We start from the raw sequence: 23,536 nt of genomic DNA on the forward strand, positions 1-23,536 counted from the left end.
CATTACAACTTGCGTGGTGTGTGGAAAGGTAGTTACATCCCACGGCACGGTGTTTCCGGCACCGCTTGGCGGTGACCGGTGCTAGAGTTCGACCAGGTGACGACCGTCCTTCAGGTCCATGATCGCTATTCCCGGAGCGACTGAGTGTTTGCCCGACAGCTGACCTATCTGATTGCATTATCGCAGTACCGGCACTTCGGGCAGGCCGCCGAGAGTTGCAATGTCACCCAGCCCGCGCTGTCTGCGGGAGTGCGCGAACTCGAGCGGGAACTCGGCATTTCCATCGTGCGCCGCGATCGGCGGTTTCTCGGCTTCACTCCGGAGGGCGAGCGGGTACTGCTCTGGGCTCGCCAGACCCTGGCGTCCCTGGATGGACTTCGGCAGGAGGCCGAGTTCGCGAAGTCCGTCCCCGGGGGGCATCTTCTGGTCGGTGCGGTCCCGTCATCGATGCAGGCATCGATGCTGCTCACTGTCGCTTACCGACAAGCCGTGCCCGAGCTCCGCCTCGGGCTCCACTCGCTGAGCACGCGGGTGATTCTCCAGCGCGTCAAGCGTCAGGAGCTGCACTTGGGCATGACCTACCTCGACCAGATTCCGCAGCAGATCTTCGAGGTCCAGCCGCTTTACACGGAACGATACGTGGTCGTCGCCGGAAAGACCGCGGGCCGAAAACTGAGGCAAAAGGTAGGCTGGGCCGATGCATCGCGCTTGCCTTTGACGTTGTTCAGTCGCGAAATGCACAACCGCGCCATCATCGACGAGGCATTCCGGGACGCAGGGGTCGTTCCCCGTGTAATCGTCGAGACGAACACGGTCAGCGTGCTCTACTCGCTTGTCCGGAACGGCGAGCTCTTCAGCGTCATGCCGGTGAGTGCGCTGCCGGAGTACTTCCTCGGGCGGGACATCACGATCCATCCGCTCGACCCGCCACGCAATGCGTTGGTGGGCATGTTCAGGCTGCGTCATGACATGGTCCACCCGCTGGTGGAAAAGGCCTGGGCCCTTGCGGCGACGATGGACTTACAGGCGAAACTCGACTCCGCCTTGCCCTCCTTGACCGACTGATACAGCCTCTCCCAAGGGAAAAACGGGCCTAGATAAGCGCTGCTTATCAGAACCAAAGCCCTGTGAATTGGCGCGCCAAAACCGGTTCGCGGAGACTCCGGGACGTCGCCATCTCCGGCAAAGACCATGATTGTCAGGCCGCATCGAAAACATACGGTTTTCGTTCTTCTTTTCTCACTGCGGGGCTCGATCGTCCCGATCATCTGGCCGCGCGTGGTTTACACCATGCTCCTGTCGGTCGGAGTGGTCATGGCTGAGCACCACGGGGTCGCAGTGGGTTTCACCCTCAATGCCGCACCACTGACGTTGCTGGGCTTGACCTTGGCCATCTTCCTTGGCTTTCGTAACAACGTCGCATACCAGCGTTGGTGGGAAGGACGCGTACTGTGGGGGGACCTCCTCATTTCCACGCGAAACCTTGGTCGCCAGGTTTCCTCGTTCCTTCCCACGCTTGCAAAGACGAAGAGCCAAGACCTTGTCTACGGCCTCATTGCGTATGCTCACGCGCTTCGGCACCACCTGCGCGGAACGGAGTCCGCCGAGGACGTAACGAGATGGCTACCGGCGGATGTCGTGGGCAGCGTTCTTGCCGCGCCCAATCGGCCACTCGCGGTCCTCGGTTTCGTGGGGCGTGAGTATGCCGAGCGGGCAAGGGATGCGGGAACCCATCCGATGCTCCTCGCGCAGATGGATACGCAGATCAATCTGCTTTCGCATGTGATGGGCGGGTGCGAGCGCATACAGAAAACACCGATCCCGTTCGCATACATTCTTCTGCTGCACCGAACGGTGCACATCTATTGCTTCATGTTGCCTTTTTGCCTGATAGGACCCCTCGGATGGTTTACGCCCGTGGCGGTAGGCGTACTTGCCTACACGTTTTTCGGGCTCGATGCGATTGGCGAGGAGATTGAAGACCCCTTCGATCTCCGTCCCAACGGCCTTCCGCTCGATGCGATGTGCCGCACCGTTGAAATCGATCTGCGCAGCAGCCTGGGAGAGCACGGCATCCCGGGTCCTCTTGAGCCACGTGATTACGTTCTTTCATAGGTCGATGCAGGCCTTGTGATCCGGAACGGGTCCCGCCGTCTTTATCATTGTGGGGAGCAGTGCGTGTTGGACGGAAAGCAATCGCTGATAAGGCGCCTCATGAATCCGCGTTTCCACAAGGTCGTCGTCGTCGGCGGTGGTGCGGGGGGCCTGGAACTTGTCATCGGACTCGCGAAACGTTGGGCCTTCGAGTTCGAGCCGGGCCGAACCTGCGTCATGCTGGTCGACCAGCATGCAACCCATCTGTGGAAGCCGTTGCTTCACGAGGTCGCATCGGGTTCGCTCGACCCAGGTCTCCATGCCGTCGATTACGCCGACCAGGCACGCATTCATGGATTCGAATTTCGACAGGGTGCCTTGCTCGGCCTCAAGCGTGGAGACCGGTTGATCGAGATTGACCGCGTCGTCGACAGCGCGGGCAACGAGGTCTCGCCGCGCCAGACCATCGGCTACGATACCCTTGTCCTTGCCGTTGGCAGCGTTGCCAACTACTTCGATGTGGAAGGCGCGCCCGAGTACACGTTCGCGCTCGATTCTGTCGAGCAGGCACGTCGGTTCAAACGTGCCTTCATCTACGCGTGCAAGCGGGCGGAAGAAGACAAGCGGGCGGGTCTCGACGGCACCGTCCGGATTGCCATCGTCGGCGCCGGTGCAACCGGCGTCGAGGTTGCCGCGGAACTCAAGCAGGCGGCTTATACGCTCCGTGCGTACGGGGTGCATGAGCTAGATCCTGAACACGATATCGTCGTGACGCTCGTCGAGAAAGCACCGCGGATACTCGAAGCGCTTCCTCCTCGCGTTTCCCGTGCGGTCACCTTCTCACTCGACCGTGCCGGCGTGATCCTCCGGACCGGATGCGAGGTGATGCAAGCGTCCGCTTCCGGGCTACGGATGCGCAGTGGGGAGTTCCTTGAAGCGGAGCTCATTGTCTGGGCGGCTGGCATCCGTGGGCCAGCCTTGCTTTCCTCACTCGACCATCTTCCCGTTGGTCGCCTGGGGCAAATCCTGGTCGGAGCGACGCTGCAAACGACGGTCGACAGTTCGGTGTTCGCCATGGGCGACTGCGCCCAATGTCCCTGGGATGCGCCGGGTCTGTGGGTCCCCCCGAGGGCACAGGTGGCCCATCAGCAGGCGGGTTTTCTCGTCCTGGCCCTCACCAGACGTGTGGATGCCGGCAAAGCCGCGCCCCTCCCGGCGTTCCGGTACAGGGACTTTGGGTCTCTTCTATCCCTCGGCAGGCTGGGTACCCTTGGCGCCCTCGGGTTCGGCAGGGGATGGCCCAACGTTTTTCTCGCGGGTCTTGTCGCGAGGGCGGTTTATTTTTCGCTCCACCGCATCCATGCCATCGCCGTGAAGGGGTTGTGGCCCACCGTTCGCCACATTTTTGGGAATCTGTTCAGAAGATCGGCTTCATCCGGCGTCAAGGTTCATTAGCCGGGTATCCACTGGCATCGGCTCGGAGGTCATTCGTTCCCGGTCGGTGCCCGTGTTTTTTTTATTTTCACGCTGGCATGGATGTATCGAGCGTTTCGCCCGCCCGACGCACCCGGACAGGAATGGACTTGTACGACGGCGTGCCGCTGGCCTTATCGACGTAGTCGAGGGGGACCAGGCAGTTCGCTTCCGGGTAATACGAAGCGACCGACCCCCGGGCGATGTCGTAGGCAACGGCGATCACGCTGCCGAGTCGACGCTCCTTGCCTGTGCCGAATGCTGTTTCCACAAGAAGCTCGTCGCCTTCTTCGATGCCGCGCTCCGCCAGGTCCTGTGCATTCATGAACACCACATCCCGGCGGCCGAATACGCCACGGTAACGGTCATCGAGACCGTAGATGGTCGTGTTGTACTGGTCATGGCTGCGGATGGTGGCAAGCTTCAGGATCGTTGCATCGGCGAGGGCCGGGTCTTCGTTGACACCCTCGAACGGAATGAACTGGGCCTTGCCCGACGGCGTGTCCCAGATGCGCTCGGTGGGCGGGAGCGGAAGGCGGAACCCGCCTGGAACACGGATGCGTTCGTTGAAGTTCTGGAAGTCCGGGAAAACCTTCTCGATGGCATCACGGATGCGATCGTAGTCCATGATCATCTCCATCCATGGCACGCGGCTGTTGGGCAGCGTGGCGGCCGCCATGCCAGCGATGATGGCGGGCTCGGAACGTAACGACGGGGACGCCGGCGTGAGCTTGCCACTGGATGCATGCACCATCGACATGGAATCCTCGACGGTGACGGCCTGGGGGCCGCCGGCCTGCAGGTCGCGTTCGGTGCGGCCCAGGCAGGGGAGCACGAAGGTGTTCTTGCCTACCAGAAGGTGCGAACGGTTGAGCTTCGTTCCGATGTGGACGGACAGTTCGAGGCTCTTCATCGCCGGAAAGCAGACGTCCGAATCGGGCATGGCGACGGCGAGGTTGCCGCCAAGGCAGATGAGCGCCTTCGATCGGCCATCGGCGATCGCCTGAAGCGCCGCCACGGCGTCGTGACCGTGCGCGACAGGAGGCTTGAAGCCAAAGGTCTGCTCGATGCGCCGGAGCATGTCGGCACCTGGCTTTTCGGTGATGCCGACCGTGCGATCACCCTGGACATTCGAATGTCCTCGGAGCGGGCAGATCCCCGCACCCGGTTTGCCGAAATTTCCGCGCATCAGCAGCAGGTTGGCAATCTGGTGGACGTTTTGCGTGCCCGTGTTGTGCTGGGTGATGCCCATGCCGTAGGTCACGATGGTGGCATTCGACTTGGCATAAGCTTCGGCAACCCGGCGCAGGGCATCCTCGGTGAGGCCGGAGGCGGCTTCAATGTCCTGCCACGAGGTGTCGCGAAGGTTGGCCGAGAGTTCGTCAAAGCCCTGGGTATGCTCGGCGATGAACGCATGATCGAGCACCGTGGATTCCGGTCCTGCGGCGTCGTCCATCTCCACGAGCGCCTTCATGATGCCCTTCAGTGCCGCTGCGTCGCCGCCAACCTTCGGTTGCAGGTAGGTCGAGGCAATCCGTGTGGACGAAAAGGTCGCCATCTCGATAACGCTCTGTGGATCGGCAAAGCGTTCGAGCGCGCGCTCGACGAGCGGGTTGAAGACGATGATGGGGACCCCGCGCCGGGAGACCTCGTGGAGCGTGCCCATCATGCGGGGATGGTTGGTACCCGGGTTGTGACCCATGGCGATGATGAGCTCGCACGTGTCGAAGTCGTCGAGCGACACGGTGCCCTTGCCGATGCCAATGGACTGCGGCAAGCCGACGCTCGTGGCTTCATGGCACATGTTCGAGCAGTCCGGGAAGTTGTTCGTCCCATATTCGCGCGCAAAAATCTGGTACAGGAACGCCGCTTCGTTCGACGCGCGACCAGACGTGTAGAACTCGACCTGGTTTGGGTCCGCCTGCGCACGCAGCAATTCGCCGATCTTGGTGACCGCTTCATCCCAGCCGATGGGCTCGAAGATGTCCTTGTCTGCGTTGTAGGCCAATGGTTCCGTCAGGCGGCCTTGGTCCTCCAGCTGGTAGTCGGTCCATTCGAGGAGCGACGTGACGGTGTTGGCCGCAAAGAATTCCGGAGTGACCCGCTTCTTCGTCGCCTCCCATGTCACGGCTTTCGCGCCGTTCTCGCAGAACTGGAAGGTCGAGGTATGTTCCTTGTCGGGCCACGCGCAGCCAGGGCAGTCAAAACCGTCGGGCTTGTTGGTGCGAAAGAGGGTGACCGCGGCCTCCGGCGCCTTCATCTGCTCCTCGATGGCCTTGGCGGTGGCTTTGAGGGCACCCCAGCCACCCGCTGGATGGTGATAGGGACGAATGCCAGGAATCTGTTTGTCAGCCATAACTGAATCCTCTTGTCGTGGCTACTATCCTTTGCGGTTTGCAACGATGTCTACTGCAAAATTGCCGCACCTCATCGGTCGCTTTATCCAACATGGCCTTCACGCGCCGCCGACATCTCGATGCGCATTCCCTACACCGATGAGGGAGACGGGCGCCGCAAACATCTCCCACCGCCTGCGTCATTATTGACCCTGTCAATTCGCTCCGGCGTGCCCAAGAATCGGCCTTTCATCACGAAAGCAGGCGGCGCCCTTTTGTCGCTGCCTGCAACAAAGGGGACAACAAGTGACGGTCAGCCATGCCTCCCAGCCGCCCACGAACCGCCGCCCGAAGACCGGGCCTCATCTGAGCGCCCACGAGCACCTTGGCCTTAACGGCCGGATCGCGCTGGCCATCACCAATGCCGTGGGCACCATGTGGTGCGCCTACGTTTTCGCCGGCATTGCGCTCGTAAGCCTTCCCGCCGCCATCCAGGGCGGCACAGCCATGCTCATTGCCTGGATCGCGCAGACCTTCCTGCAGCTGGTACTGCTGTCGGTCATCATGGTCGGGCAGAAGGTTGCCGCTGCCGCCTCGGACAAGCAGGCGCTCCAGACCTATCAGGACGCACAGTCCCTCCTGGAAATCCAAGACGAGATGCACCGGCTGATCGAGCTCAACAACACGCTCACCGAGGAAATCCATCGTGCCATCGTGGCGCGCGATGGCGCCCATGTGCCGCCCCGCGTGCAGCCATGAACGTCGGAGGCCAATCCAGACCTTCCTACGAAAAAGCCCCCTAAGCAGTTCAATTGCTTAGAGGGCCATATTGGTGGAGGTGGCGGGAGTCGAACCCGCGTCGTAGTCAGAAATATCAACGGGTTAGATTAAGGTTTGCCCAAAGGCTGACCAATCGAACTACCATTGATTGCGTCGAATGAGGATGGGGCTCCATGAAACGCTTCAATCTGTATGACATGTTCGAGCTAGGAAAGGCGCTGGCGCCCCTTCAGTCCATGGATGGCAGCGCGGAGGTCGGCGCTTATGCGTACTCGATCTATGTCGCTCGGAACACGCTGCAAGGTTTTCTGGGCCCAGACGGTCCATTCCTAAACTCGGGCCGGCGCTGCGTGGCGAAAGTACTGAGCGCGCTTGAAGCGGTGCTCCCCCAGAATGATTTTTTTTCGCTGTTCGGTAGCAAAGAGGTTATCAATGACTCGCGCGCCTGGAATGTGAAGAACGGACTGACCGAACTAGAGACGGTAATGCGCAATGAAATGCCAGACGTCGCTGCGTACATCGTTTCGCAGAAGGGGATCTACCGAACAGATGACTTGATCGGCTCCGCGGAAAAGCAAGTCGCAGAATCAATCCTGCCAATGCTTCCGCCTCAGACCATTGACGACTTGCGTGCAGCCGGAAAATGCCTCGCGTACGAACTGGGTACAGGTTGTGCCTTTCACTTGTGGCGTGCTGTCGAATCGGTGATTGCGTTTTACTTTTTCGAGCTGACGGGCAAGACGTTCGGCGATGTAGGTACGCAGCGCAACTGGGGCGCGTATATTCGTGCGCTGGAGAATGCCAGCGCCGACGTAAAGGTGACCGCTATGCTTCGTCACATCAAGGACGAGTTTCGGAACCCGCAGACGCATCCCGAAGAGCAGGTAGACGTACAGTCCGCGCAGCGATTATTTGCAGTTGCGGTCAGTGCGATTGAGCAGATGTGCATGTCAGGGTACGCGTTCCTTCGAGGATGTGCTCAGGACAAAGGTTTACCTCCGCCGGCTCCAACTTACCAATTCCTTGCAGGATCCCCCCGCCAGAATATCTACGCTTTGCCGGAGCCCTGAAGACAGGAACTCGAAGTCCAAAGCGCAGCCACCTTGTTCCCTGCATCGGGGGCAATAGACGGGATCCAGCGTCCGTAGACTTTGATAATCATGGCCCAATCCTTGTGGCCCATCATGGATGCCACCCAGACGGGGTTCTCGCCGGCGGACAGAAGCGTCGAGGCGAACGTGTGCCGCGTCTGGTACGGGTAGCGATACCGGACGCCGGCCCGCTTGAGCGCCGGCTGCCACGCCGTCTTGCGGATCGGGCCATCGTGCAGCCACGACTCTCCGGTGCGCGGGTTCATGAACACCTCGGCGCCCGCGAGCTGTGTGTACTGCCTTTGCGCTGCCAAGGCGTCGGCGGCGGGCTTCAGGAGCGTGACCAGACGTCGCCCGGCCCGTGTCTTCGGCGCCTTGACCCGCTTCCGAACCTTCGCCCGCCGGATCGTGACAGTTCCATTGACGAGATCCACGTCCTCCCACCGAAGGGCAATAAGCTCGCTCGTCCGTAGGCCAGTCCAGAATGCGAACTGGAACAGGTTGCGGACCTGCCCTTCGCAGGCGCCGAGAATGGCCGCCACCTCGGCTTGCGTGAATGGGTCAACGTCATCCTCTTCCTTCGGCGGCTCGACCTTCTTCGGCGTCCATCCGACAAACGGGTTCACCGCGATCAGGCCGTCGTCTAGCGCTTGGTCGTACATCCCACGCATGGGGAGCAGAAGGTTGCTTATGCGCTTGAGGCCACAGGACGTACCCGACACCCACTCCTTCAGGCGCGCACGCGTCAGGTCGGGAAGGCGTGTGGTACCCATGGCGGGTTTCCAGACGTTCTTGATAGCAAGCTCGTAGTCCCGGTACGTCGTATAGGACAACTCGCTCGCCTTCCCCCGAAGCCAGAGATCGAGCGCGTCCCCAACCGTGACCGCGGCACCGGGAAGCTTCGCCAGGGACTTCGCGCGCGGACTGTCCGGGAAATACTTTGCATAGTCGAACGTGCCGCGTGCGATCTCAGAAAGGATCTGCGCCTTCAGGTTTTCGACGAACTTCTGGTTCGCCTTCGTCGGAGCTAGCTTGATGCGCTCGCGGCACCTGACGCCCTGATAGTAGAAGTCGATTCCTATGCTGCTCGCCGTTGCAGGTCGAACACCGTTTGTCCTTCGGCCCATCGCTCGTAGCCTTCAATGATAATGAGGATTCGGCCGTCGGGGGCCTTCATCCAGACGTGGCCCTCAAGCCAGACGCCGTTCTTGATCTTGGTTCGGATGGCATCCTCCGTATAACCGGAGTCCGCTGAGAACTTGGAAATGGTGACGTAGCGGGTCATGGCGAGCGGGGTTCACCCTGTCGGATGGTCGATGCTGCGACCGTTGCAAACGTTGTCAATCCTTGCGTATTCATTCGCCGTCCTAGAATGGAACCTGTTCCGCCCACTCCGCGCAGCCGTCAGGCCGCGCGCTTTCGGGCACCTGTTGCCTCCACTGCTTGCACCAGCCATCCAGGTACGCCGCGCACTCCAGGCACGGCGTCAGGACGGGCAGGGCTTCCAGTGCCGCCAGTGTCCGGCAGGCTGCCGAGATCAGTGTCTGGCGCTCGTTGCGGTTCGGTTGGAGCAAACTCATGTCCAAGGATCTCCGGGTACTTGTCGGTCTCGTCGACCGTGATCGATAGGGGGCTGGGGAGCTTCCACGCGAGTGGCAGGGCTTCCTCGACCGTCCGGGGGCACTGGTCAGCCGTGCGCGCCTGCCACCAGCGAAGAGCCTTAGCGCGCGGCGTGCCCGCGTGCTCTATGCAGATCCATTCGCTGAAACGGCGCATGCCGCACTGGTAGGTCGCGCGCAGGCTGGGCGTCTTGCCGGGCTTCTCGTGGCGGGAGTACGCCACGGAGTGGACGGTGTGGGTCGTGATGGCGCGCTCGCGGAAGGTGGAAAGCACGGGCGCATCGACCGGGCGGTCGGAGTGGGCTGGGTCCGCCGAGGCGAACGAGTGCCCGCACTCGCACTGGCGCGCGCCGAGAGGAAGGAGCGCCTGGCACTTCGGGCACTCCTTGGCCGTGCCGCGTTCGACGTGCGAGGCCTTCTTTGGGCGAGCCGGGCGCACGCGAATGGCATCCACGGGGCCGTGCTCCAGCATGTTGCCGGCATAGTCCAGCACGAGGCAGTCGGCTTTGCCGGGCGCAAGGCGAAATCCGCGGCCGACCTGCTGGTAGTACAGGCCCGGGCTCTTGGTCGGGCGGAGCATGGCAACGCAGTCGATGTGTGGGGCGTCGAAGCCCTCGGACAACACGTTCACGTTAACCAGCGCGCGGAAGCCGCCCGACTGGAAGTCTCCGATGAGTCGCGCGCGCTCGCCCTTGGGAGTCTCGCCGCTCACCACGGCGGCAGTGATGCCCCGGCGGACCAGTGCATCGCGCACGGCTTCCGCGTGTTTCACGTTGACGCAGAAGACGATCCACGCCCGGCGGTCGCTCGCGCGGGCAAGCAGGTCGTCGCAGGTACGCTCCACCAGGGGCATCATGGCGTCCGCCAGCTCGCCCTCGACGTACTCACCGCCGCGTTGGTGGACGGCGCTCAGGTCGGGGCGCTCACCCGCCTTGCTCACGAGACGCGAGAGATAGCCGTCCGCGATCAGGTCCGTGATGCGAGCCTCATACGCGACGTCCGTGAGGACATGTTGCGGGCCGCACACGGGGACAGCTTGTCCCTGCAGGCGGTAGGGCGTGGCCGTGAGCCCCACAACGCGCAGCGCGGGGTTGAAGCGCCGGCAGTCGTTAATGAACTGCGTGTAGAGCCCCTCGGACTTGAGCGGGATGCGGTGCGCTTCGTCCACGAGGAGCAAGTCGAACCGGCCCAGCTCGTGAGCGCGCTTCGCCACGCTCTGGATCTGCATGTACAGGATCTTGTCGAAGCGGTCACGCCGGCGAAGGCCGGCAGCGTAGATGCCCATGGGGGCCTCCGGCCACAGCGCACGCAGCTTGCCGCTGTTTTGCTCGATCAGCTCCTGCACGTGGGCCAGCACCCCCACGCGGCCGCCCCATTGCTGCACGGCCTCCTGGGCGATGGCGGCCATGAGGGGCGACTTGCCGGCGCCCGTGGGGAGGACGAGGGCGGGATTGCCTTCGCGGTGGCGTAGGAAGTCCCAGCAGGCTTCGAGGGCTTGGGATTGGTAGGGGCGGAGTTGCATCAGACGGAGGCCGCACAGGTGGGAAGAATCTCTATGTCGGGGAAGCCGGCGTCGGCCGCGAAGTAGCCAGCACGGAAGTAGCGCGCCTCCGCGGCATTGCACCGACCGTACTCAGGCATGCCGTCGTCGCTGGCGTTCCCTTGGCGATAAGCCAAGCGCCCCTCGTTGAACCAGTAAGTGCGACGCCGAAGGGTTTCGGCGAGGTCGCCATCCGCGAACATGGCCATGGTGCCCATTACGCCGCCTTCCTGCCCGGCGCCACGCGGTGCCGGTGATACGCTCCGCCATCGATCCGGCGCAGCCGCACGGACTCACGGAGGTCTTCTTCAATCTGCCGCCAAAGCGCGAAGCGCCCCGGCTCCTGCGTGTACACGCCGACCATCTCGTCCGGAATGGCCCCCGCAGGAAATTCGACGGTGACCAGGCCATCGGGGTCGAGGCACACGGCGCGCGGGCTCTGGAATTTTACGATGGTCTCCGCCGCGCGGTCGGCGCAGTAGGAGAGGGTGTGCTTGCCGATGCGGCCGACGACTTGTTCGGTCATGCTGCCATGCTCTTCGGCACACCGTCGCCATCCAGCGTCTTTTTGAACGAGACTCTGGCGGCGGTGTGGTAGATGATGATTCCTTCCGGACGCATGAATCCGGGGGCGGCTTCGCTGCCGTACTTTCGAAGCCAAGAGATTGCCTCTTCGACGGTTGAGTCGTTGCAGACGCCGACGCTTATGGTAGGAACTACGTGGCAGCACGCCGGGATGTTCTCCGCGTTCCAGCGGCCGACATTGAACAGGCTGAATCGCTTCTCGGTCAGGCCGTAGCCGCGTTGGATTCCCTGCCCCCACCATTCGCCGAAGTGCCGACCCGGACCAAGCTGCATAAGATCGTCACGGTGCTCGTGCGCCCATCGGGAGAAACCGTAATTGTCGTCGTCCGGCGTGATCCAGCGATTGCGCGATCCTGTGTGGAACGAGCCGTCCTCGCCGATGGCAATTTGGGCGTTCGTGCCATCGATTTTCTCGGTTATGACCACCTCGCGAGAAAGTCGGGCCATCTTCGGAAACGCGATGAACTCAAGAATCGTACTCATGCTGCCTTCGCCTCCTCAACCGGCACAAACCGGCCATCAAATTCGTCACGTATGGAGTTCGCCAAGCTGTCGCGCAGCATGGCCGGGCTCATTGCCGCTAGTTCTGCGCTCCCGTAACTGCCAGGTCCACGCGGCCCATTGCGGAACACGACGCCATCGGGCGCGGTGTACTCGATCCAGTTTTCGGCCTCGCTTGCGTCCGTCGCCTCGCCCCAGCGCTTGAGCAGCGCCGGAATGTAGCGGTGCTCGGGGCACCCGGTGCGCTGCGCGTCGAGCGGAATATCCGACTTCCACTTCGCGCACGACCATCTGCCGTCGCCGTCAGGCTCGGGCGTGGCGTGGGCGCAGGTTCGGCAGGAGACCTGCGGGAGTTGCGCGGTGTGGCAGACCTTCGACGCAGGGCAAAACTTGCACTTGAAGAACGAAGGATCTTCGCTTATGCCCTGCGGCGGCTCCGCTCCGTAGATGACTCGCTCGGCCTTGGCCTCCAAAGCCTTCGCGAATGTCTCGTCGTACCGAACGCGCTCGCTATAGAGTTCGTCGGTATCCTTGTTGACCGCAAGGTAGAGCGCACGCGTCAGTTGAGACCAATGCATGTAAATCTGCATCTGGGCGTAGTGCTCCGGCTTCGCCTTCTCCACGCCGTCCTTCAGCAGCGTTGCGAAGCTCTTGCTGTTGTGGGTCTTGAATTCCGCGACGTGATACGTCTTCGGGGCCTCGGGCACGCCTAGGACCGCCGCATCCATACTGCCGCCCGCGTGGCCGCCGATGGCCTTGAAATTGAACTGCGATCCAGTGGCAGGATCGATGTCGTAGACCTCGCAGCCGATGGCGCGCAGATCTGCCACCAGGACGGCCTCCTCGCGCTGTCCTCGGTCGAACAGGCGCAGCATCCGCCCCTCGAACCGCTCGCCGCCCGTGGCCCAGCGGAAGCCGTACCACAACTGCCTTTCGCACTCGCGGCCGATGACCGACCCGCCGAGATAGGCGCGCGGTGCGGACTGCTTGCCAGCCCAGAAGCTGTATATAGCCTCGACCGTCTGGCTTGTGGGTTTCTCGGGGAGAAGGGCCATGTTCGCGTTCTCGTTCAATAGGGCGGATCGGGCCAGTGCTGATCTCTGGCGTCCTCAGCGGCAGCGCTCTTGTATAGGCGCCCGCGGTACTGCCGCTTGTCTGGTTGCGGGTTCTGCGGAGGCGCTACATTCCGATCCATACAAGTGAGCCGGCTCCCACTGCGAGTGTTGAGGGGGCAAGACCCGGTCTATGCGTTAACCGGCTCACTTGTGCGCTTAGGGTGTGAAGCGCGGCACTCGGTCATGGCACGCCCCGTATCGCCGGGGCCACGCGCTGGCTTCTCAGTGAGTAGCGGCAAGGCCAAGGCCGTGCCACGTTATTCCGATGAAAACCGCTTCCGACCGCGCTCTCGCATTACCTGCGCGGCCTTCCGCGCTTAGGGTCAGGTTGCAGAAGTCCATCGGCGAGATACCCCCACTTCAAGCCAGTGACGGCGTTATATGCGCCACCACCGCCTGGGCTGATGGGTTACGCCGCCTTGTTCGCCCACGGCGGGGTCGGGGAGGCCGGCTGGTTGTTGGCGGCGGGAGCGGAGGACGGGGCGGTGCCGCCGGCCGGAAGCGCGCCTTCGTGCTTCTTCCAGGATTTGATGGTCGCCTCGTCTCGATCGCGAGATTTGCCCTTGCGGCTGCCCGACGTATAGAGGCTCCCGGCCGGGTAGAACTCGACGCGGATGATGTGAGGCTTGTTGTGCAGCTCCTGCGAGTCGCGCGGGTTCGGTACGCCGATCGCCTCGCGAAGGCTGGCGAACTGACGGTTGGCGATTTCGACGGTCTGCGCGCTCGCGTTCTTCAGGTTCAGGCGCTCCCAGTGCTTGCGCCCCTTGAGGGGACCATCGATGACCTCGTAGATAAGTTCGAGGTATTCGCCGGTGTTGTCGTTCGTGGGCTTCATGTCACTGTCGGTGATTACCGCGAGATACTCACCGGTCGGGAGCTTCCCGAGGTCGGCCTGTGCCTCGGCGTTCGGATCGTAGGAGCCAAAGAGATTTGCCATGTTCGTGTGTTCCTAGGTTCGTAGTTCGTTGTTTGTGCGGAGGGTTACGCCGCCTGCGCGACAGGGTTCATGGCGCCCATCAGGGCGTTCCACGAGAGGTCGATCGTGTCCGGCATGCCATAGCGGTTGCCCGCAATGAACGAGGGCTTGGCGTTGACGTGAAGCACGCGCCGACCGGTGCCGATGCCGCGGGCGCGAACGTTGTTGAAGCCGTCCTTTTCCTTCTTGATCGCCATTTCTTCCTGGGCGAATCCGATGATGTCCGCCCACTCGATGGCGAGGCCAAGCGGACCCTTCTGCAGCTTGAGTTCGTAGCGGTCGAAAGCCTCGACGTCAGGGGCCTCAAAGCGCTTCACTGCACTGTGGGCGATGAGCACCACAGCCTTGCCGTGGTTCGTGCGCAGGTCGCTCAGGGCATCGAAAAACCGACGCCAGTCGGCATTCGCCTCGACGTAGCCCTTGCCGTACCCGGGCTGCTCGATGCTCGACCAGTTGTTGCGGGTGCATGCCGACTGCCACACCAGCGGTTCCAGCCAGTCGAGCGAGTCCACGACGACCGTGCCGAAGTCGGAGGTCTTGATGACGTCGAGCCAAGCCATGACGTCCTCGAAGGACTCGACCACGCGGCCCTCGTTCACGGCATCGGTTTCGATGCCAGCGAGGCCGTCTTCAAGGCAGATAAACACGGGCTTGTAGGCACCGGCCGCGAAGGTTGTCTTACCGACCTTCTGCGCGCCATGGACGACGACACGCGGCGGAAGAGAGTTGCGCTGGGTCTTACTGATGGCTGAGAGGCTGATGCTCATGTGGATTCCTTTGCGAGTTCGGTCAGAAGTGCGTCTGCGTGTTCGATGGCGAGTTGTGCAATGCGTTGGGGGTTGTCGTGCGTCTGGAGCGTGAGAAGTCCCTGCATGGCGGCCATGGCGATCCGTTCTTTCTTCGTCAGGCCGGGCGAGTTCACCGTGTGCTCGATCATCGCCATGGGGAAGGCCGAGCGGTTGCCTAGTTCTTTGGCGTCCATGGTTAGGCGGTCTCCTCATGGGGCGAGACGTCCTCACGCACCTGTCCGATGATCTCTGGGTAGGCGCCAACAGTCGCGGCACGAATTAGCAAGCCGCCTCCGGCATCCTTGTTGCCATGGATCGAACCGGCGACAACTTGCTCGACACGATCACGCGGGCCGATGTACTCGATGACGCGCAGCACGCGGACGATGTCCATCACGCCGCCTCCCGCAGTTCTTCCGCCAGCGCTTCGATCTTCACACTCGGCTTGCTCGGCTTAGACGTGATCGCCTGGGCGAGCATCGCGTAGGTGTCCGGCTCATTGCTCTGCAAGTACCTGAGCCCCGCCAGCACAAGCGACGGCTTGTAGTCGATGGCCTGTTCGAACAGCTCGGACGGCACTTCGCGCTTGATCGCTTCGAGCGCCTGCGCATCGACCGTGCGGTTGAAGCCGTAGGTCACAGACACCTTGTACTGCGCGCCCTTCATCGTGACGCTGCCTTCGTCTTTTACAGGCAGGAGTGCGATGAGTTCCTTCTCGGCCTCCACACGAGCGGCAGACGCCATGGCTTCGGTGCGCTTGGCGAGTTCCAGGCGCCGTGCTGCGGTATCGACGGGGTTCACAGCGACACCTCCGCGTAGTGCTTGGCCTTGAGGCAGGCGGGCACGGCCACATTCTTGATGTACGCCTTCCGCTTGGCTTCGGTGTCGAAGTTGTGCGGCACGACGACGCCATAGGTGCACTGGTCGGTGTCGAGTTCGCGCTGCGTCTTCTTCGGGAAGAAGGGCGAGGCACAGCCGATGACGACGAGCGTCAGGACGATAATGAGGAGGGTGCGCATAAGTGCTCCGTGTCAGTTAAGCCGCAGCCCGGGCGGGCGCAGGCGGGATGTAGTTGGGATCGTTCGCGGCATGGCCCGCCGCGATGCGGAAGATCGTTGGGATGCTCATGGCGTTGCGCTCCTGGCTTTCTCGGCGCGCAGCTCTGAAAGCTCCAGATGATCGGAAGCGAGACGTCGTATCAGGTTCGAGAATTCAGTGCCGAACATGCCCGCACAGAGGTCGAACCCATCGGTCTTCTCGTCTTTAAGCAGCGCCTCGACGATCTCACCCGCCAGCGCTTGCGTTGCCATCGCGTGAGCACTCATGCTGCGTGCCTCGCAATCAGGTTCTCGTCCGCGCTCTCGGCGAGACGCTTGCGCGTCAGCACGAGAAGTCGCTCGCAGATCAGTTCCATGTTGTCGTCGATGACGCGCTCGAACACGGCAGCGACGTCGCGCGGATCGGCTGTCACCGTGCCGCTCTCGGTGTCGATCTCGAACGGCAGGCGCAGGAAGTTCGGCGCGGGATCGTTAGCTGGCGGCGCGAAGGGCTTGAGCGCCTGGACGAAGGCGGGGTGCATGGTCATGGTTTCACCTCGTCAGCGATCCGCTTGCACTCGAACACGGTGCCGTTCACACGCACCTTCCCGATGCTCAAGCAGTCGGACGCGAAGGACGTCTGGAACGCTCCCGAGGTAATCCCGCCGATGCAGAGGAGCAGACCAACAAAAAGGATGATCCCGAGGGCGGCAGATGCGAGGTTGAAGTCCTTCACGATGCACCCCCGACGCGGGCGAGAGCGGATTTTTCCCTGCGAGCAACTTCGCGTGCAGCGAACTGACGAGTTTCGTAAATTCCCGTGCAATGCCAAGCACCGCTAAACGGGCACTTCGATTCGATTGCGCTGCGCGAAGGAAAACGATCTGTCTGCATGCACGGAACGATGCGGCGCACATCCACCTTCTGCGTCTCGGTGCTCATCGGGCACCCCCGACACACAAGACCTCGTCGTCATTGCCGTGGTTGACGACGACTACGCGAAGGCCCTGAGCCTCGCACGCATGCCGCGCATCTCGGACTCGCTGATCAATTGCTCCAAGGCGCATGAGCTGCGTCACAAGGACGACGAAGCCAAGAATCGCGAGGATCGTCAGACACCACGCACCGAAGGTGGTGTCCTCAGCGTGCGGTACTTCATTCGCTGCCGGCGCGCACTTGAACCCGCGAGCGTTCGCGGCATCGCGGAAGTCGCTACGGCGGGTGCGCTCGACGGCCTGGTACTGCTCGATGCCGTGACGCTGACGCAGGGTCTGGCTGGACATGTTGATCTCCCATCGCCGGCCTCTCTGGCGGCGTGGAGCTACTATGCACTTTGCGTAGTGAGTTCGCAACGCGTTTCGCATAGTAGTTCAGCAAAAAGTACGCGCAACGCATAGTACGTTTATCTAGCGTTCATCAAAATGCCGCCTGACGGGCAACAAAAAGCCCGCTCTAGGCGGGCTTCAGGGTCTTCACATTTGTAGAAGGGATCACATTTGCTTGGTGAGGATGCCGCCATCGTTGTCCGCGGCCCAGACATGAGAGAGCGAGCCGTTGTAGAACATGAACTGGTAAGGGCGGGCGCCTACATAGCCCCCGAAGCTGTTCCTGGCGTTTACGGTGCCCTTGAGCACCCATCCGGCGTCAATCCCGCCGCCGAGTATAGGAGGGGCCTTGACCCACCCCTTATCCACCTTCTGCCAAGTGAAGACCGCGGAGTACGGGTCTTTAAGGTGCTTGGAGAGATAGGCCTTGGCCTGCGCCTCAGCGTCCTCCTGAGCGATGGGCGGTCCGTACTGTAGGGAAGCCACCTCAGCCTGCGCCGGCATTCTGGCGCAAGCCGTCATTCCTCCGGCGCAAGCGGCCAGGGCCGCAAAAAACAGGCATTTCTTCATGACGAGTGAACCCCTGCTTGTTTCTGCCTCAGTTAAGGCCGCCCCTTCATGGCGCGAACCATGGCCAAGATGGCCTGCTGCTGCTCTTCCGGCAGACCCTGCATCTCGCGCGCTGTCGCTGCTGGCAGCTTCTCTTCGATGAGTTCTACCTGGCCTTTCGTGATTGAGTCCAGATCCGTCTGCAAGATATCCAGTAGCGCCCTTAGCTCATCCATATTCCACCTAGTCCCCCTGCTGCCATTGAACCAGCCGGCAACCGTCGAGAAAGCACGATCGATGCCACGCTTTGCTAGTTCGGCGACAACGTCTTCGACGCGGAGTCCGAGTTGGTCTCGCCGGACGTTGAGATTGTCAGAGAGCTTGCTCATGGAGTGAGACGCCTTACAGCCTGTTGATTTTGTTCCTGCTGCAAGGTTAGGGGCAGTGGTTGCAAACCGACTACGCGAAACGCATACTTGATCACAACGCGTTTCGCATAGGTCATCCATGAATCCTCGCTCCTACTGGCAAGCCTACGTCGATCGGTTCGGCTCCATGGCCGCCGTCGCTGAGCGCCTGGGTGTCCCTTATCCCACCGTCTATGCCGTATGTAAGGGCCAGCGGGGCATCGGCCGTGCTTTGGCCGCGCGCATGGCTGCCGCCGATTCGTCTCTGGATGCATCCGTCCTTATCTGGGTCCGTGCTTTTGAGGCGTGCGAGCGCTCGCAAAGCCAGTGCGCAGGCCCGACGACTCAAAGGGCGGCCTAGGGCCACGCATTTCAATTTTTCAGCGGGCGTCGTGGTTTCCATGGCGCCAATTTATTCGCCGCAGTGCGGCAAAACACGTTCACCAGGGGTACTTCATGAACATCCTTGATATAGCTAAGCGCACCGTCCTTGCGTACCCCGGCAGCTATGCCGGCATGGCTGCCGCCATGGGGATGAGCCCGCACGTGCTGCGCAACAAAGTCAGTCGCACCAACGAGACGCACCACTTGTCGTTGCTCGAAGCGCGCGAGATATGCGAGCACGCCGCAGATGCAAATGTCCCCGACCCATTCGCGCTCGTCCGCTGCATGGCCGCCGAGTTCGGCTTCCAGTTGGTGCGCGAAGGCGAGGGCAGGGGTGCGAGCGACATGTCAGTCGCCGAGAAGCTGATGGAGACGACCCTGCACACCGCCGAGCTGAGTCGGGAACTCATCCACTCGCTAGCCGACGGTGAGATCTCGGCGGAAGAAATGGAGCGGATCACCGAGCGTCGACGCCGCGCCACGCAGACGGCCGTCGAGCTCGAAGAAGTGGCGCGCGGCTTCGTCGCGCAACCCAACGTGGCGAACCTTCGGAGGAATGCCGCATGAATGCCATGATGAAGGAGCCGCCGCGCGCGGCAAATCTGAGCACTACGTTGTCAGGATTCAAGCTGACCAAGCGGCATCAGGGCTTGCTTGAAGCGTTTGATCGCATGCATGAGTACATGAAACTTGCGAACAAGACGCCGCCTTGCCTGCGTCTCAAACGCTCGGATTTCGTGGACATCAACGCCGCCGTGCGTGCGCAATCGCAGGGCCAACGCAACCTCGGGCAGCTGACGTATCGCGACCTGCCCATTCTTTCGGCGGGTGAGTGATATGGACGACCTCGATCGGGCGGAAGCCATCGAAGCCCTGGAGCGCCAAGCCGCGCTCGCACGCCACGCCAGCCGGCCGCGCATCGTTCCCGACTGCGAGAATTGCGGCGAGGTCCCGGCGCACGTGATGGCCTCGGGCACCATCTGGCGGTTTTGTGCGGACTGCGCGGCCGACCATCTGGCGGAGAGGAAGGCGGCGTGAGTCGGTTCTACGTGGGGCAGAGGGTGCGGGTCGTGCGCAGCGCCAGGGGGCTTCCCGGTGACCGCGGAAAGCCAATTCTTGCCGAAGCTCCCATTGGCCGCACGGGCACTGTCGCTGGGACGATGGGCTCTCCGAACGCTGGTTTCAATCCGCGCGGAGCGTTCGATACCTCTCTCAGACTGGACACCGGCGAGCTGGGTATGTGCCCGTCCATCTGCCTAGAGCCTGCCACCGACTCCCACGACAAGATCGAATGGGTCGAGTGCATCTGGCAGCCCGCGCACTTGCGAGAGGACGCATGACCCACCTTGAGCACGCGCTCCGCTACGCCGGCATGGGCTGGGCTGTCTTGCCGCTGCACTTCATTAAGCCCGGCGGTCGCTGTAGCTGCGGCGATCCGCACGATGGAACGGGGCCGACAAAGCTCGCTGCCGGCAGCATCGGTAAGCATCCTCACCAGGTGCTCGTACCGCATGGCGTGCATGACGCCACGACCGACGCCGCGCGCATCACCGAATGGTTCACTTCGGTGCCGACGGCAAACCTCGGTATTGCCACGGGTGTGCCGTCGGGTTTCGACGTACTCGACGTCGATCCACGCAATGGCGGCGATGACACTCTCGCGGTCGTCGAACAGACCCGCGGCAAGCTGCCCGATACCGCGCTCGCGCTGACTGGCGGCGGCGGTTATCACTACCTGTTCAAGCACGACGGCTCGCGAATGCGCAGTCCCGGCCGCGGCATCGACGTGAAGTCCACGGGCGGGTATATCGTGGTAGAGCCCTCGACGCACGCCTCGGGTGGCACCTACGCCTGGGAAGGAAGTGCCGATCCGACGGAAGGTCACCCGGTGGCAAGCGCCCCCGCATGGCTCATTGCTCCCGCCATGGGGCCGTCCGGACCGGGGATATCCGGCACCGGCCACCTCGACGAGCAGCGCATCGCGGACTTGCACGCCGCGCTGGCGCACCTGGACGCGAGCGAGTACCAGACGTGGATATCCGTCGGCCAGGCGCTCCATAGCACCGAGGCCCCCGAGGCATTCGACATTTGGGATGTATGGTCCCAATCGGCGCCAAACTACGACAACTCGACAAGCGTCAAATGGCGAACTTTCCGCGCGAACGGTCCGCTGCACGTCGAGAGCATCTTCGTGTGGGCGCGTGATGCCGGTTGGAACGGGGAAAGTCAGAGAGTCGCCACTCCGGCGGCGAACGTGATTCCCTTCGCGCAGCCCGAGGCGGCTCCCATGGAGTTGGGCACGCCGTCGCGTCTGCTGCGCCTCCCGGGCGTCCTGGGCAGCGTGGTCGACCTGTATAACCGCACGGCGCCTAAACCCCAGCCGCAATTTGCGGTGCAGGCCGCGCTCGCTCTCGGCTCGGTGGTCCTTGGTCGGCGCTTCCGGACCACACGCGACAACTGGTCGTCCATGTACTTCGTGAACGTGGGGCGCTCGGCGTCAGGCAAAGAGCACCCGCGCACCGTCATCGAGGCTTGTCTTGACGCCGCCGGCTTTGGCCAACTGATCGGGCCTTCGGGCTACACCTCCGATAGCGCCGTGTTCTCGGCCCTGTATCACCAGCCATGCCACATGACGGTCATCGACGAACTGGGCGACCTTCTGGGCAACGCCCGGGCGCAGGGAAACTTCCACAAGCGCCAGGCCGTCACCGAGCTTGTGAAGTGCTGGGGACTCCTGCACGGCTGTCTGCGCCCGCAGGGCTACTCGACTATGAGCCTCACCCCGCAGCAGCGCGCAGAGGCCGCCAAGCGTGTCGTGCAGCGGCCCGCGTTGTCGCTCCTGGCGATGACGACGCCAGAGACGTTCTACGACTCCCTGGGCGAATCGAGCATCGAGGGAGGATTCCTCAATCGCCTGCTGATTGTCGAGTCGTCCATCGGGCGGCAGATGTCTCGTCCGGTCGACCAGTTGGAGGTGCCTGACTCGGTCGTCGAGTGGTGTCAGGCCGCGCGTGCTGGGCAGGGCGGAAACCTCTCGGCGCTCGACCTTGGGCCGGATGCCGTACCCACGCCGCGAGTGGTGGACTTCACCGCCGAAGCCAAGGCGGCGTTCCGCTCCTACGAGGCCGCCTGTCTTACGTCCATGGACGCACTGGACGGCGAGCGCTTGGCGGAAATGGAGGGCCGAAGCGTCGAGAAGGCCATGCGCATCGCCCTGATCCTTGCGGTGTCCGACAGCGTGAGCACACCGTTCGTGCGACTTGACCACGCGGAATGGGCCATCGCGTACGTGAAGCACTACACCGCGCAGACCATCGACGCCATCCGGCGGAACATGCACGGCTCGCAGTTCGCCAAATGGCGCTCTGATCTTCTGGGAGTCATCCGTAGCGCGGGTGTCCGTGGCCGTACTGAGCGTGAGCTGGCTCGCTTCTCCCGCCCCTACGCGGGCATGGAGCCCCGCATGCGCAAGGCGATCATGGACAGCCTCCGTGCCGACGAACTGGTCGCCTACACCGAGTTCAAGTCATCGAGCGGTCGCGGGAAACCGCGGCTTGCCTGGATCGCCACTCAACCGGAGGCCGACGATGAAGCCGCATAACGTCAGCATTACCGTCGACGCCCTGTGTCTCCGCTTAAAAGCGTTGGGCGCCATGGTATGGAGCATTATCGTCGACAAATTCCATAGGCACTCTTTCCCGGGATGGGAAGGGGGTCCCTATACGCGTAAGGTGTGTAAAGAAGAAGTAGTTTGTTTTTGTCTCTCTTATATATCTAAGCCTTGGGGCCCAACGATTACCGACGGAGACAACTTTGTCTCCGCTTTGTCTCCGATTAATTATCTCCACCCTGCTGTGAGGGTCGGCCCATGACCCGCTCCCTTAGCCTCGTCCCCGAGGACTTCGAGCAGGAGCTCGTTCTGCGCTGGGCGGCCGGCCAGACCGCCACATGGCCGGAGCTCGTGCTGCTGTACCACGTGCCCAATGGCGGTAAGCGCGGCAAGCGCGAGGCCGAGAAGCTGAAGCGCATGGGCGTGAAGCCTGGCGTGCCCGACCTATGCCTGCCGGTGGCGCGTGGTGGCTTCCACGGGCTGTACGTGGAGATGAAGCGCGCCGATGGCGGCCGGGTGTCCAGCGAGCAGCGGGCATGGCTGGCGGCGCTGCACGCGGCAGGTCACTGCGTGGCGGTGTGTGAGGGGCACGAGCAGGCGATCGCCGTGCTGCGCGATTACCTGGCGGCCGATGGCTGCCCTGAGATGGAGGAAGCGGCGTGAAGAAGTTCGACTTGAGCGAGGCCGAAGTGAGTGCTCTCTCGGCGGCGAAGGCGTCCTCTCGATGGGCGTACCAGCACAACTACGCGATCGGGGTGCGGACGATCTCCGTTCGCGAGCCAAACGCACACACGGTGCACCTGACGAGCGTTCACTCGTGGGACTACGCAAAGCACACTGGATGCAGCTTGCCCGTGGCCCTGGCGCACCTTCGCAAGTTGGTCGCGGCCGGGTTTCTCACCGAGGAGCGGCGTTACAGCACGGCTTGCCGGTTCAGGCTGCCCAAAGAGGACGCTGAACAGATTGGCCGCGAGATCATCGCGGAGTTGAGGGCGGAGGGGTTGCCCTTCGAAGACGAATGGCGCGCTGAGCGTGCCCTGACCAAGGAAGCCGCATGACCACCAGAGACCATGGCCTCGTGCTTCAGCCCGAGCACGCCGACTACAGCGACATGACCACGTTCGGCACGGTGACCATCCGTCCAGGCTCCAACAGCATGGAGGTGATCGTCTCGGGCTTCGACTTCTCCGATGAGCAGTCCTGTCGCCATGGTGTGACCAAAGCGCTCGCCTGGGCTCGCGATCTATTGGACGCCGCCGTCAAGGCCCAATTACTCGTGCCCGGCGGCATGAGTCGAATCAACGTCGGTACGGACTGAGGAAGCCC

The 23,536-nt window shown here is 62.5% G+C and carries 32 protein-coding genes; 12 read left to right on the top strand and 20 right to left on the bottom strand.

Annotation, left to right across the window (positions count from 1 at the left end):
* The first annotated feature begins 144 nt into the window (after nucleotides 1–144).
* From ACN9M2_RS07505 to ACN9M2_RS07515, 3 genes are all read left to right on the top strand, one after another.
* Entirely contained in the window at nucleotides 145–1,065 is a 921-nt protein-coding gene (locus ACN9M2_RS07505; RefSeq protein ID WP_426287469.1) for a LysR family transcriptional regulator, read from the top strand.
* A 126-nt stretch (nucleotides 1,066–1,191) separates the two neighbouring features.
* Complete coding sequence (locus ACN9M2_RS07510) at nucleotides 1,192–2,115, top strand: bestrophin family protein (protein WP_426287470.1); 924 nt, start codon at nucleotides 1,192–1,194, stop codon at nucleotides 2,113–2,115.
* Between the two features lie 99 nt (nucleotides 2,116–2,214).
* Entirely contained in the window at nucleotides 2,215–3,549 is a 1,335-nt protein-coding gene (locus tag ACN9M2_RS07515) for an NAD(P)/FAD-dependent oxidoreductase (RefSeq protein WP_426287471.1), read from the top strand.
* Nucleotides 3,550–3,616: 67 nt separating this feature from the next.
* Here ACN9M2_RS07515 and ACN9M2_RS07520 read toward each other — a convergent pair whose 3' ends face one another.
* Nucleotides 3,617–5,923: an FdhF/YdeP family oxidoreductase gene (locus ACN9M2_RS07520; protein WP_426287472.1), complete on the bottom strand. Its 2,307-nt coding sequence runs from the start codon at nucleotides 5,921–5,923 to the stop codon at nucleotides 3,617–3,619.
* A 286-nt stretch (nucleotides 5,924–6,209) separates the two neighbouring features.
* On the opposite strand from ACN9M2_RS07520, the gene ACN9M2_RS07525 reads away from it, so the two are divergent.
* Complete coding sequence (locus tag ACN9M2_RS07525; protein WP_426287473.1) at nucleotides 6,210–6,662, top strand: hypothetical protein; 453 nt, start codon at nucleotides 6,210–6,212, stop codon at nucleotides 6,660–6,662.
* A gap of 194 nt (nucleotides 6,663–6,856) precedes the next feature.
* A complete protein-coding gene (locus ACN9M2_RS07530; RefSeq protein WP_426287474.1) occupies nucleotides 6,857–7,753 on the top strand; it encodes a hypothetical protein in 897 nt (298 codons plus the stop codon).
* On the opposite strand, the gene ACN9M2_RS07535 is transcribed toward ACN9M2_RS07530, so the two are convergent.
* The 19 genes from ACN9M2_RS07535 to ACN9M2_RS07625 form a co-directional block, all read right to left on the bottom strand.
* Complete coding sequence (locus tag ACN9M2_RS07535; RefSeq protein ID WP_426287475.1) at nucleotides 7,732–8,901, bottom strand: Arm DNA-binding domain-containing protein; 1,170 nt, start codon at nucleotides 8,899–8,901, stop codon at nucleotides 7,732–7,734. The genes ACN9M2_RS07530 and ACN9M2_RS07535 overlap by 22 nt on opposite strands.
* Entirely contained in the window at nucleotides 8,853–9,059 is a 207-nt protein-coding gene (locus tag ACN9M2_RS07540) for a hypothetical protein (protein ID WP_426287476.1), read from the bottom strand. Before ACN9M2_RS07540 ends, ACN9M2_RS07535 begins: the two co-directional genes overlap by 49 nt.
* Before the next feature lie 119 nt (nucleotides 9,060–9,178).
* A complete protein-coding gene (locus tag ACN9M2_RS07545) occupies nucleotides 9,179–10,915 on the bottom strand; it encodes a DEAD/DEAH box helicase family protein (protein ID WP_426287477.1) in 1,737 nt (578 codons plus the stop codon).
* A complete protein-coding gene (locus ACN9M2_RS07550; protein WP_426287478.1) occupies nucleotides 10,915–11,151 on the bottom strand; it encodes a hypothetical protein in 237 nt (78 codons plus the stop codon). The genes ACN9M2_RS07545 and ACN9M2_RS07550 overlap by 1 nt, the downstream gene beginning before the upstream one ends.
* Nucleotides 11,151–11,459 (bottom strand): hypothetical protein, encoded by a 309-nt coding sequence (locus tag ACN9M2_RS07555; protein WP_426287479.1) that lies wholly within the window; start codon nucleotides 11,457–11,459, stop codon nucleotides 11,151–11,153. The genes ACN9M2_RS07550 and ACN9M2_RS07555 overlap by 1 nt, the downstream gene beginning before the upstream one ends.
* Nucleotides 11,456–12,001: an RNA ligase family protein gene (locus tag ACN9M2_RS07560; RefSeq protein WP_426287480.1), complete on the bottom strand. Its 546-nt coding sequence runs from the start codon at nucleotides 11,999–12,001 to the stop codon at nucleotides 11,456–11,458. Before ACN9M2_RS07560 ends, ACN9M2_RS07555 begins: the two co-directional genes overlap by 4 nt.
* Nucleotides 11,998–13,074, bottom strand: coding sequence for a hypothetical protein (locus ACN9M2_RS07565; protein ID WP_426287481.1), 1,077 nt, complete (start codon nucleotides 13,072–13,074; stop codon nucleotides 11,998–12,000). Before ACN9M2_RS07565 ends, ACN9M2_RS07560 begins: the two co-directional genes overlap by 4 nt.
* Before the next feature lie 469 nt (nucleotides 13,075–13,543).
* Entirely contained in the window at nucleotides 13,544–14,071 is a 528-nt protein-coding gene (locus ACN9M2_RS07570) for a DUF669 domain-containing protein (RefSeq protein ID WP_426287482.1), read from the bottom strand.
* 44 nt (nucleotides 14,072–14,115) lie between these two features.
* A complete protein-coding gene (locus ACN9M2_RS07575; protein ID WP_426287483.1) occupies nucleotides 14,116–14,877 on the bottom strand; it encodes an ATP-binding protein in 762 nt (253 codons plus the stop codon).
* Nucleotides 14,874–15,092 (bottom strand): hypothetical protein, encoded by a 219-nt coding sequence (locus ACN9M2_RS07580; RefSeq protein WP_426287484.1) that lies wholly within the window; start codon nucleotides 15,090–15,092, stop codon nucleotides 14,874–14,876. The genes ACN9M2_RS07575 and ACN9M2_RS07580 overlap by 4 nt, the downstream gene beginning before the upstream one ends.
* A 2-nt stretch (nucleotides 15,093–15,094) precedes the next feature.
* Nucleotides 15,095–15,292, bottom strand: a complete 198-nt coding sequence (locus tag ACN9M2_RS07585) for a hypothetical protein (RefSeq protein WP_426287485.1) — start codon at nucleotides 15,290–15,292, stop codon at nucleotides 15,095–15,097.
* Entirely contained in the window at nucleotides 15,292–15,699 is a 408-nt protein-coding gene (locus ACN9M2_RS07590) for a DUF7173 family protein (protein WP_426287486.1), read from the bottom strand. The genes ACN9M2_RS07585 and ACN9M2_RS07590 overlap by 1 nt, the downstream gene beginning before the upstream one ends.
* Nucleotides 15,696–15,917, bottom strand: coding sequence for a hypothetical protein (locus ACN9M2_RS07595; protein WP_426287487.1), 222 nt, complete (start codon nucleotides 15,915–15,917; stop codon nucleotides 15,696–15,698). The genes ACN9M2_RS07590 and ACN9M2_RS07595 overlap by 4 nt, the downstream gene beginning before the upstream one ends.
* A gap of 105 nt (nucleotides 15,918–16,022) precedes the next feature.
* Complete coding sequence (locus ACN9M2_RS07600) at nucleotides 16,023–16,223, bottom strand: hypothetical protein (RefSeq protein WP_426287488.1); 201 nt, start codon at nucleotides 16,221–16,223, stop codon at nucleotides 16,023–16,025.
* Nucleotides 16,220–16,483, bottom strand: coding sequence for a hypothetical protein (locus tag ACN9M2_RS07605; RefSeq protein WP_426287489.1), 264 nt, complete (start codon nucleotides 16,481–16,483; stop codon nucleotides 16,220–16,222). Before ACN9M2_RS07605 ends, ACN9M2_RS07600 begins: the two co-directional genes overlap by 4 nt.
* Entirely contained in the window at nucleotides 16,480–16,671 is a 192-nt protein-coding gene (locus ACN9M2_RS07610) for a hypothetical protein (protein WP_426287490.1), read from the bottom strand. Before ACN9M2_RS07610 ends, ACN9M2_RS07605 begins: the two co-directional genes overlap by 4 nt.
* A 202-nt stretch (nucleotides 16,672–16,873) precedes the next feature.
* On the bottom strand, nucleotides 16,874–17,218 hold the full coding sequence (locus ACN9M2_RS07615) for a hypothetical protein (RefSeq protein WP_426287491.1): 345 nt from the start codon (nucleotides 17,216–17,218) through the stop codon (nucleotides 16,874–16,876).
* A gap of 207 nt (nucleotides 17,219–17,425) precedes the next feature.
* Nucleotides 17,426–17,830 carry a hypothetical protein gene (locus ACN9M2_RS07620; protein ID WP_426287492.1) on the bottom strand — a complete coding sequence of 135 codons (405 nt, stop codon included), beginning with the start codon at nucleotides 17,828–17,830 and terminating at the stop codon, nucleotides 17,426–17,428.
* A gap of 32 nt (nucleotides 17,831–17,862) precedes the next feature.
* Nucleotides 17,863–18,198: a hypothetical protein gene (locus tag ACN9M2_RS07625; RefSeq protein WP_426287493.1), complete on the bottom strand. Its 336-nt coding sequence runs from the start codon at nucleotides 18,196–18,198 to the stop codon at nucleotides 17,863–17,865.
* 474 nt (nucleotides 18,199–18,672) lie between these two features.
* On the opposite strand from ACN9M2_RS07625, the gene ACN9M2_RS07630 reads away from it, so the two are divergent.
* The 7 genes from ACN9M2_RS07630 (at nucleotide 18,673) to ACN9M2_RS07660 (ending at nucleotide 23,528) form a co-directional block, all read left to right on the top strand.
* The gene (locus ACN9M2_RS07630; protein ID WP_426287494.1) at nucleotides 18,673–19,167 is read left to right on the top strand and encodes a phage regulatory CII family protein; all 495 of its coding nucleotides are present in this window, start codon (nucleotides 18,673–18,675) and stop codon (nucleotides 19,165–19,167) included.
* The gene (locus ACN9M2_RS07635) at nucleotides 19,164–19,436 is read left to right on the top strand and encodes a hypothetical protein (RefSeq protein WP_426287495.1); all 273 of its coding nucleotides are present in this window, start codon (nucleotides 19,164–19,166) and stop codon (nucleotides 19,434–19,436) included. Before ACN9M2_RS07630 ends, ACN9M2_RS07635 begins: the two co-directional genes overlap by 4 nt.
* A gap of 1 nt (nucleotide 19,437) precedes the next feature.
* Nucleotides 19,438–19,638, top strand: coding sequence for a hypothetical protein (locus ACN9M2_RS07640; protein ID WP_426287496.1), 201 nt, complete (start codon nucleotides 19,438–19,440; stop codon nucleotides 19,636–19,638).
* 298 nt (nucleotides 19,639–19,936) lie between these two features.
* The gene (locus tag ACN9M2_RS07645; RefSeq protein WP_426287497.1) at nucleotides 19,937–22,201 is read left to right on the top strand and encodes a bifunctional DNA primase/polymerase; all 2,265 of its coding nucleotides are present in this window, start codon (nucleotides 19,937–19,939) and stop codon (nucleotides 22,199–22,201) included.
* Nucleotides 22,202–22,468: 267 nt separating this feature from the next.
* Nucleotides 22,469–22,873 (top strand): VRR-NUC domain-containing protein, encoded by a 405-nt coding sequence (locus ACN9M2_RS07650; protein WP_426287498.1) that lies wholly within the window; start codon nucleotides 22,469–22,471, stop codon nucleotides 22,871–22,873.
* Entirely contained in the window at nucleotides 22,870–23,268 is a 399-nt protein-coding gene (locus tag ACN9M2_RS07655; RefSeq protein WP_426287499.1) for a hypothetical protein, read from the top strand. Before ACN9M2_RS07650 ends, ACN9M2_RS07655 begins: the two co-directional genes overlap by 4 nt.
* Entirely contained in the window at nucleotides 23,265–23,528 is a 264-nt protein-coding gene (locus ACN9M2_RS07660; RefSeq protein ID WP_426287500.1) for a hypothetical protein, read from the top strand. Before ACN9M2_RS07655 ends, ACN9M2_RS07660 begins: the two co-directional genes overlap by 4 nt.
* The last annotated feature ends 8 nt before the right edge of the window (nucleotides 23,529–23,536 follow it).

The organism is Luteibacter sp. E-22 (genome assembly GCF_049913125.1).
Taxonomy (GTDB): Bacteria; Pseudomonadota; Gammaproteobacteria; order Xanthomonadales; family Rhodanobacteraceae; genus Luteibacter.

Coding starts and splice junctions, on each gene's coding strand:
- ACN9M2_RS07600 (WP_426287488.1), bottom strand. CDS start 16,223: ATGAGTGCTCACGCGATGGCAACGCAAGCGCTGGCGGGTGAGATCGTC.
- ACN9M2_RS07660 (WP_426287500.1), top strand. CDS start 23,265: ATGACCACCAGAGACCATGGCCTCGTGCTTCAGCCCGAGCACGCCGAC.
- ACN9M2_RS07630 (WP_426287494.1), top strand. CDS start 18,673: ATGAACATCCTTGATATAGCTAAGCGCACCGTCCTTGCGTACCCCGGC.
- ACN9M2_RS07620 (WP_426287492.1), bottom strand. CDS start 17,830: ATGAAGAAATGCCTGTTTTTTGCGGCCCTGGCCGCTTGCGCCGGAGGA.
- ACN9M2_RS07545 (WP_426287477.1), bottom strand. CDS start 10,915: ATGCAACTCCGCCCCTACCAATCCCAAGCCCTCGAAGCCTGCTGGGAC.
- ACN9M2_RS07595 (WP_426287487.1), bottom strand. CDS start 15,917: ATGCGCACCCTCCTCATTATCGTCCTGACGCTCGTCGTCATCGGCTGT.
- ACN9M2_RS07625 (WP_426287493.1), bottom strand. CDS start 18,198: ATGAGCAAGCTCTCTGACAATCTCAACGTCCGGCGAGACCAACTCGGA.
- ACN9M2_RS07510 (WP_426287470.1), top strand. CDS start 1,192: ATGATTGTCAGGCCGCATCGAAAACATACGGTTTTCGTTCTTCTTTTC.
- ACN9M2_RS07550 (WP_426287478.1), bottom strand. CDS start 11,151: ATGGGCACCATGGCCATGTTCGCGGATGGCGACCTCGCCGAAACCCTT.
- ACN9M2_RS07535 (WP_426287475.1), bottom strand. CDS start 8,901: ATGGGCCGAAGGACAAACGGTGTTCGACCTGCAACGGCGAGCAGCATA.
- ACN9M2_RS07555 (WP_426287479.1), bottom strand. CDS start 11,459: ATGACCGAACAAGTCGTCGGCCGCATCGGCAAGCACACCCTCTCCTAC.
- ACN9M2_RS07520 (WP_426287472.1), bottom strand. CDS start 5,923: ATGGCTGACAAACAGATTCCTGGCATTCGTCCCTATCACCATCCAGCG.
- ACN9M2_RS07530 (WP_426287474.1), top strand. CDS start 6,857: ATGAAACGCTTCAATCTGTATGACATGTTCGAGCTAGGAAAGGCGCTG.
- ACN9M2_RS07615 (WP_426287491.1), bottom strand. CDS start 17,218: ATGTCCAGCCAGACCCTGCGTCAGCGTCACGGCATCGAGCAGTACCAG.
- ACN9M2_RS07575 (WP_426287483.1), bottom strand. CDS start 14,877: ATGAGCATCAGCCTCTCAGCCATCAGTAAGACCCAGCGCAACTCTCTT.
- ACN9M2_RS07635 (WP_426287495.1), top strand. CDS start 19,164: ATGAATGCCATGATGAAGGAGCCGCCGCGCGCGGCAAATCTGAGCACT.
- ACN9M2_RS07560 (WP_426287480.1), bottom strand. CDS start 12,001: ATGAGTACGATTCTTGAGTTCATCGCGTTTCCGAAGATGGCCCGACTT.
- ACN9M2_RS07570 (WP_426287482.1), bottom strand. CDS start 14,071: ATGGCAAATCTCTTTGGCTCCTACGATCCGAACGCCGAGGCACAGGCC.
- ACN9M2_RS07585 (WP_426287485.1), bottom strand. CDS start 15,292: ATGGACATCGTCCGCGTGCTGCGCGTCATCGAGTACATCGGCCCGCGT.
- ACN9M2_RS07605 (WP_426287489.1), bottom strand. CDS start 16,483: ATGACCATGCACCCCGCCTTCGTCCAGGCGCTCAAGCCCTTCGCGCCG.
- ACN9M2_RS07540 (WP_426287476.1), bottom strand. CDS start 9,059: ATGACCCGCTACGTCACCATTTCCAAGTTCTCAGCGGACTCCGGTTAT.
- ACN9M2_RS07580 (WP_426287484.1), bottom strand. CDS start 15,092: ATGGACGCCAAAGAACTAGGCAACCGCTCGGCCTTCCCCATGGCGATG.
- ACN9M2_RS07565 (WP_426287481.1), bottom strand. CDS start 13,074: ATGGCCCTTCTCCCCGAGAAACCCACAAGCCAGACGGTCGAGGCTATA.
- ACN9M2_RS07650 (WP_426287498.1), top strand. CDS start 22,469: ATGACCCGCTCCCTTAGCCTCGTCCCCGAGGACTTCGAGCAGGAGCTC.
- ACN9M2_RS07645 (WP_426287497.1), top strand. CDS start 19,937: ATGACCCACCTTGAGCACGCGCTCCGCTACGCCGGCATGGGCTGGGCT.
- ACN9M2_RS07515 (WP_426287471.1), top strand. CDS start 2,215: ATGAATCCGCGTTTCCACAAGGTCGTCGTCGTCGGCGGTGGTGCGGGG.
- ACN9M2_RS07640 (WP_426287496.1), top strand. CDS start 19,438: ATGGACGACCTCGATCGGGCGGAAGCCATCGAAGCCCTGGAGCGCCAA.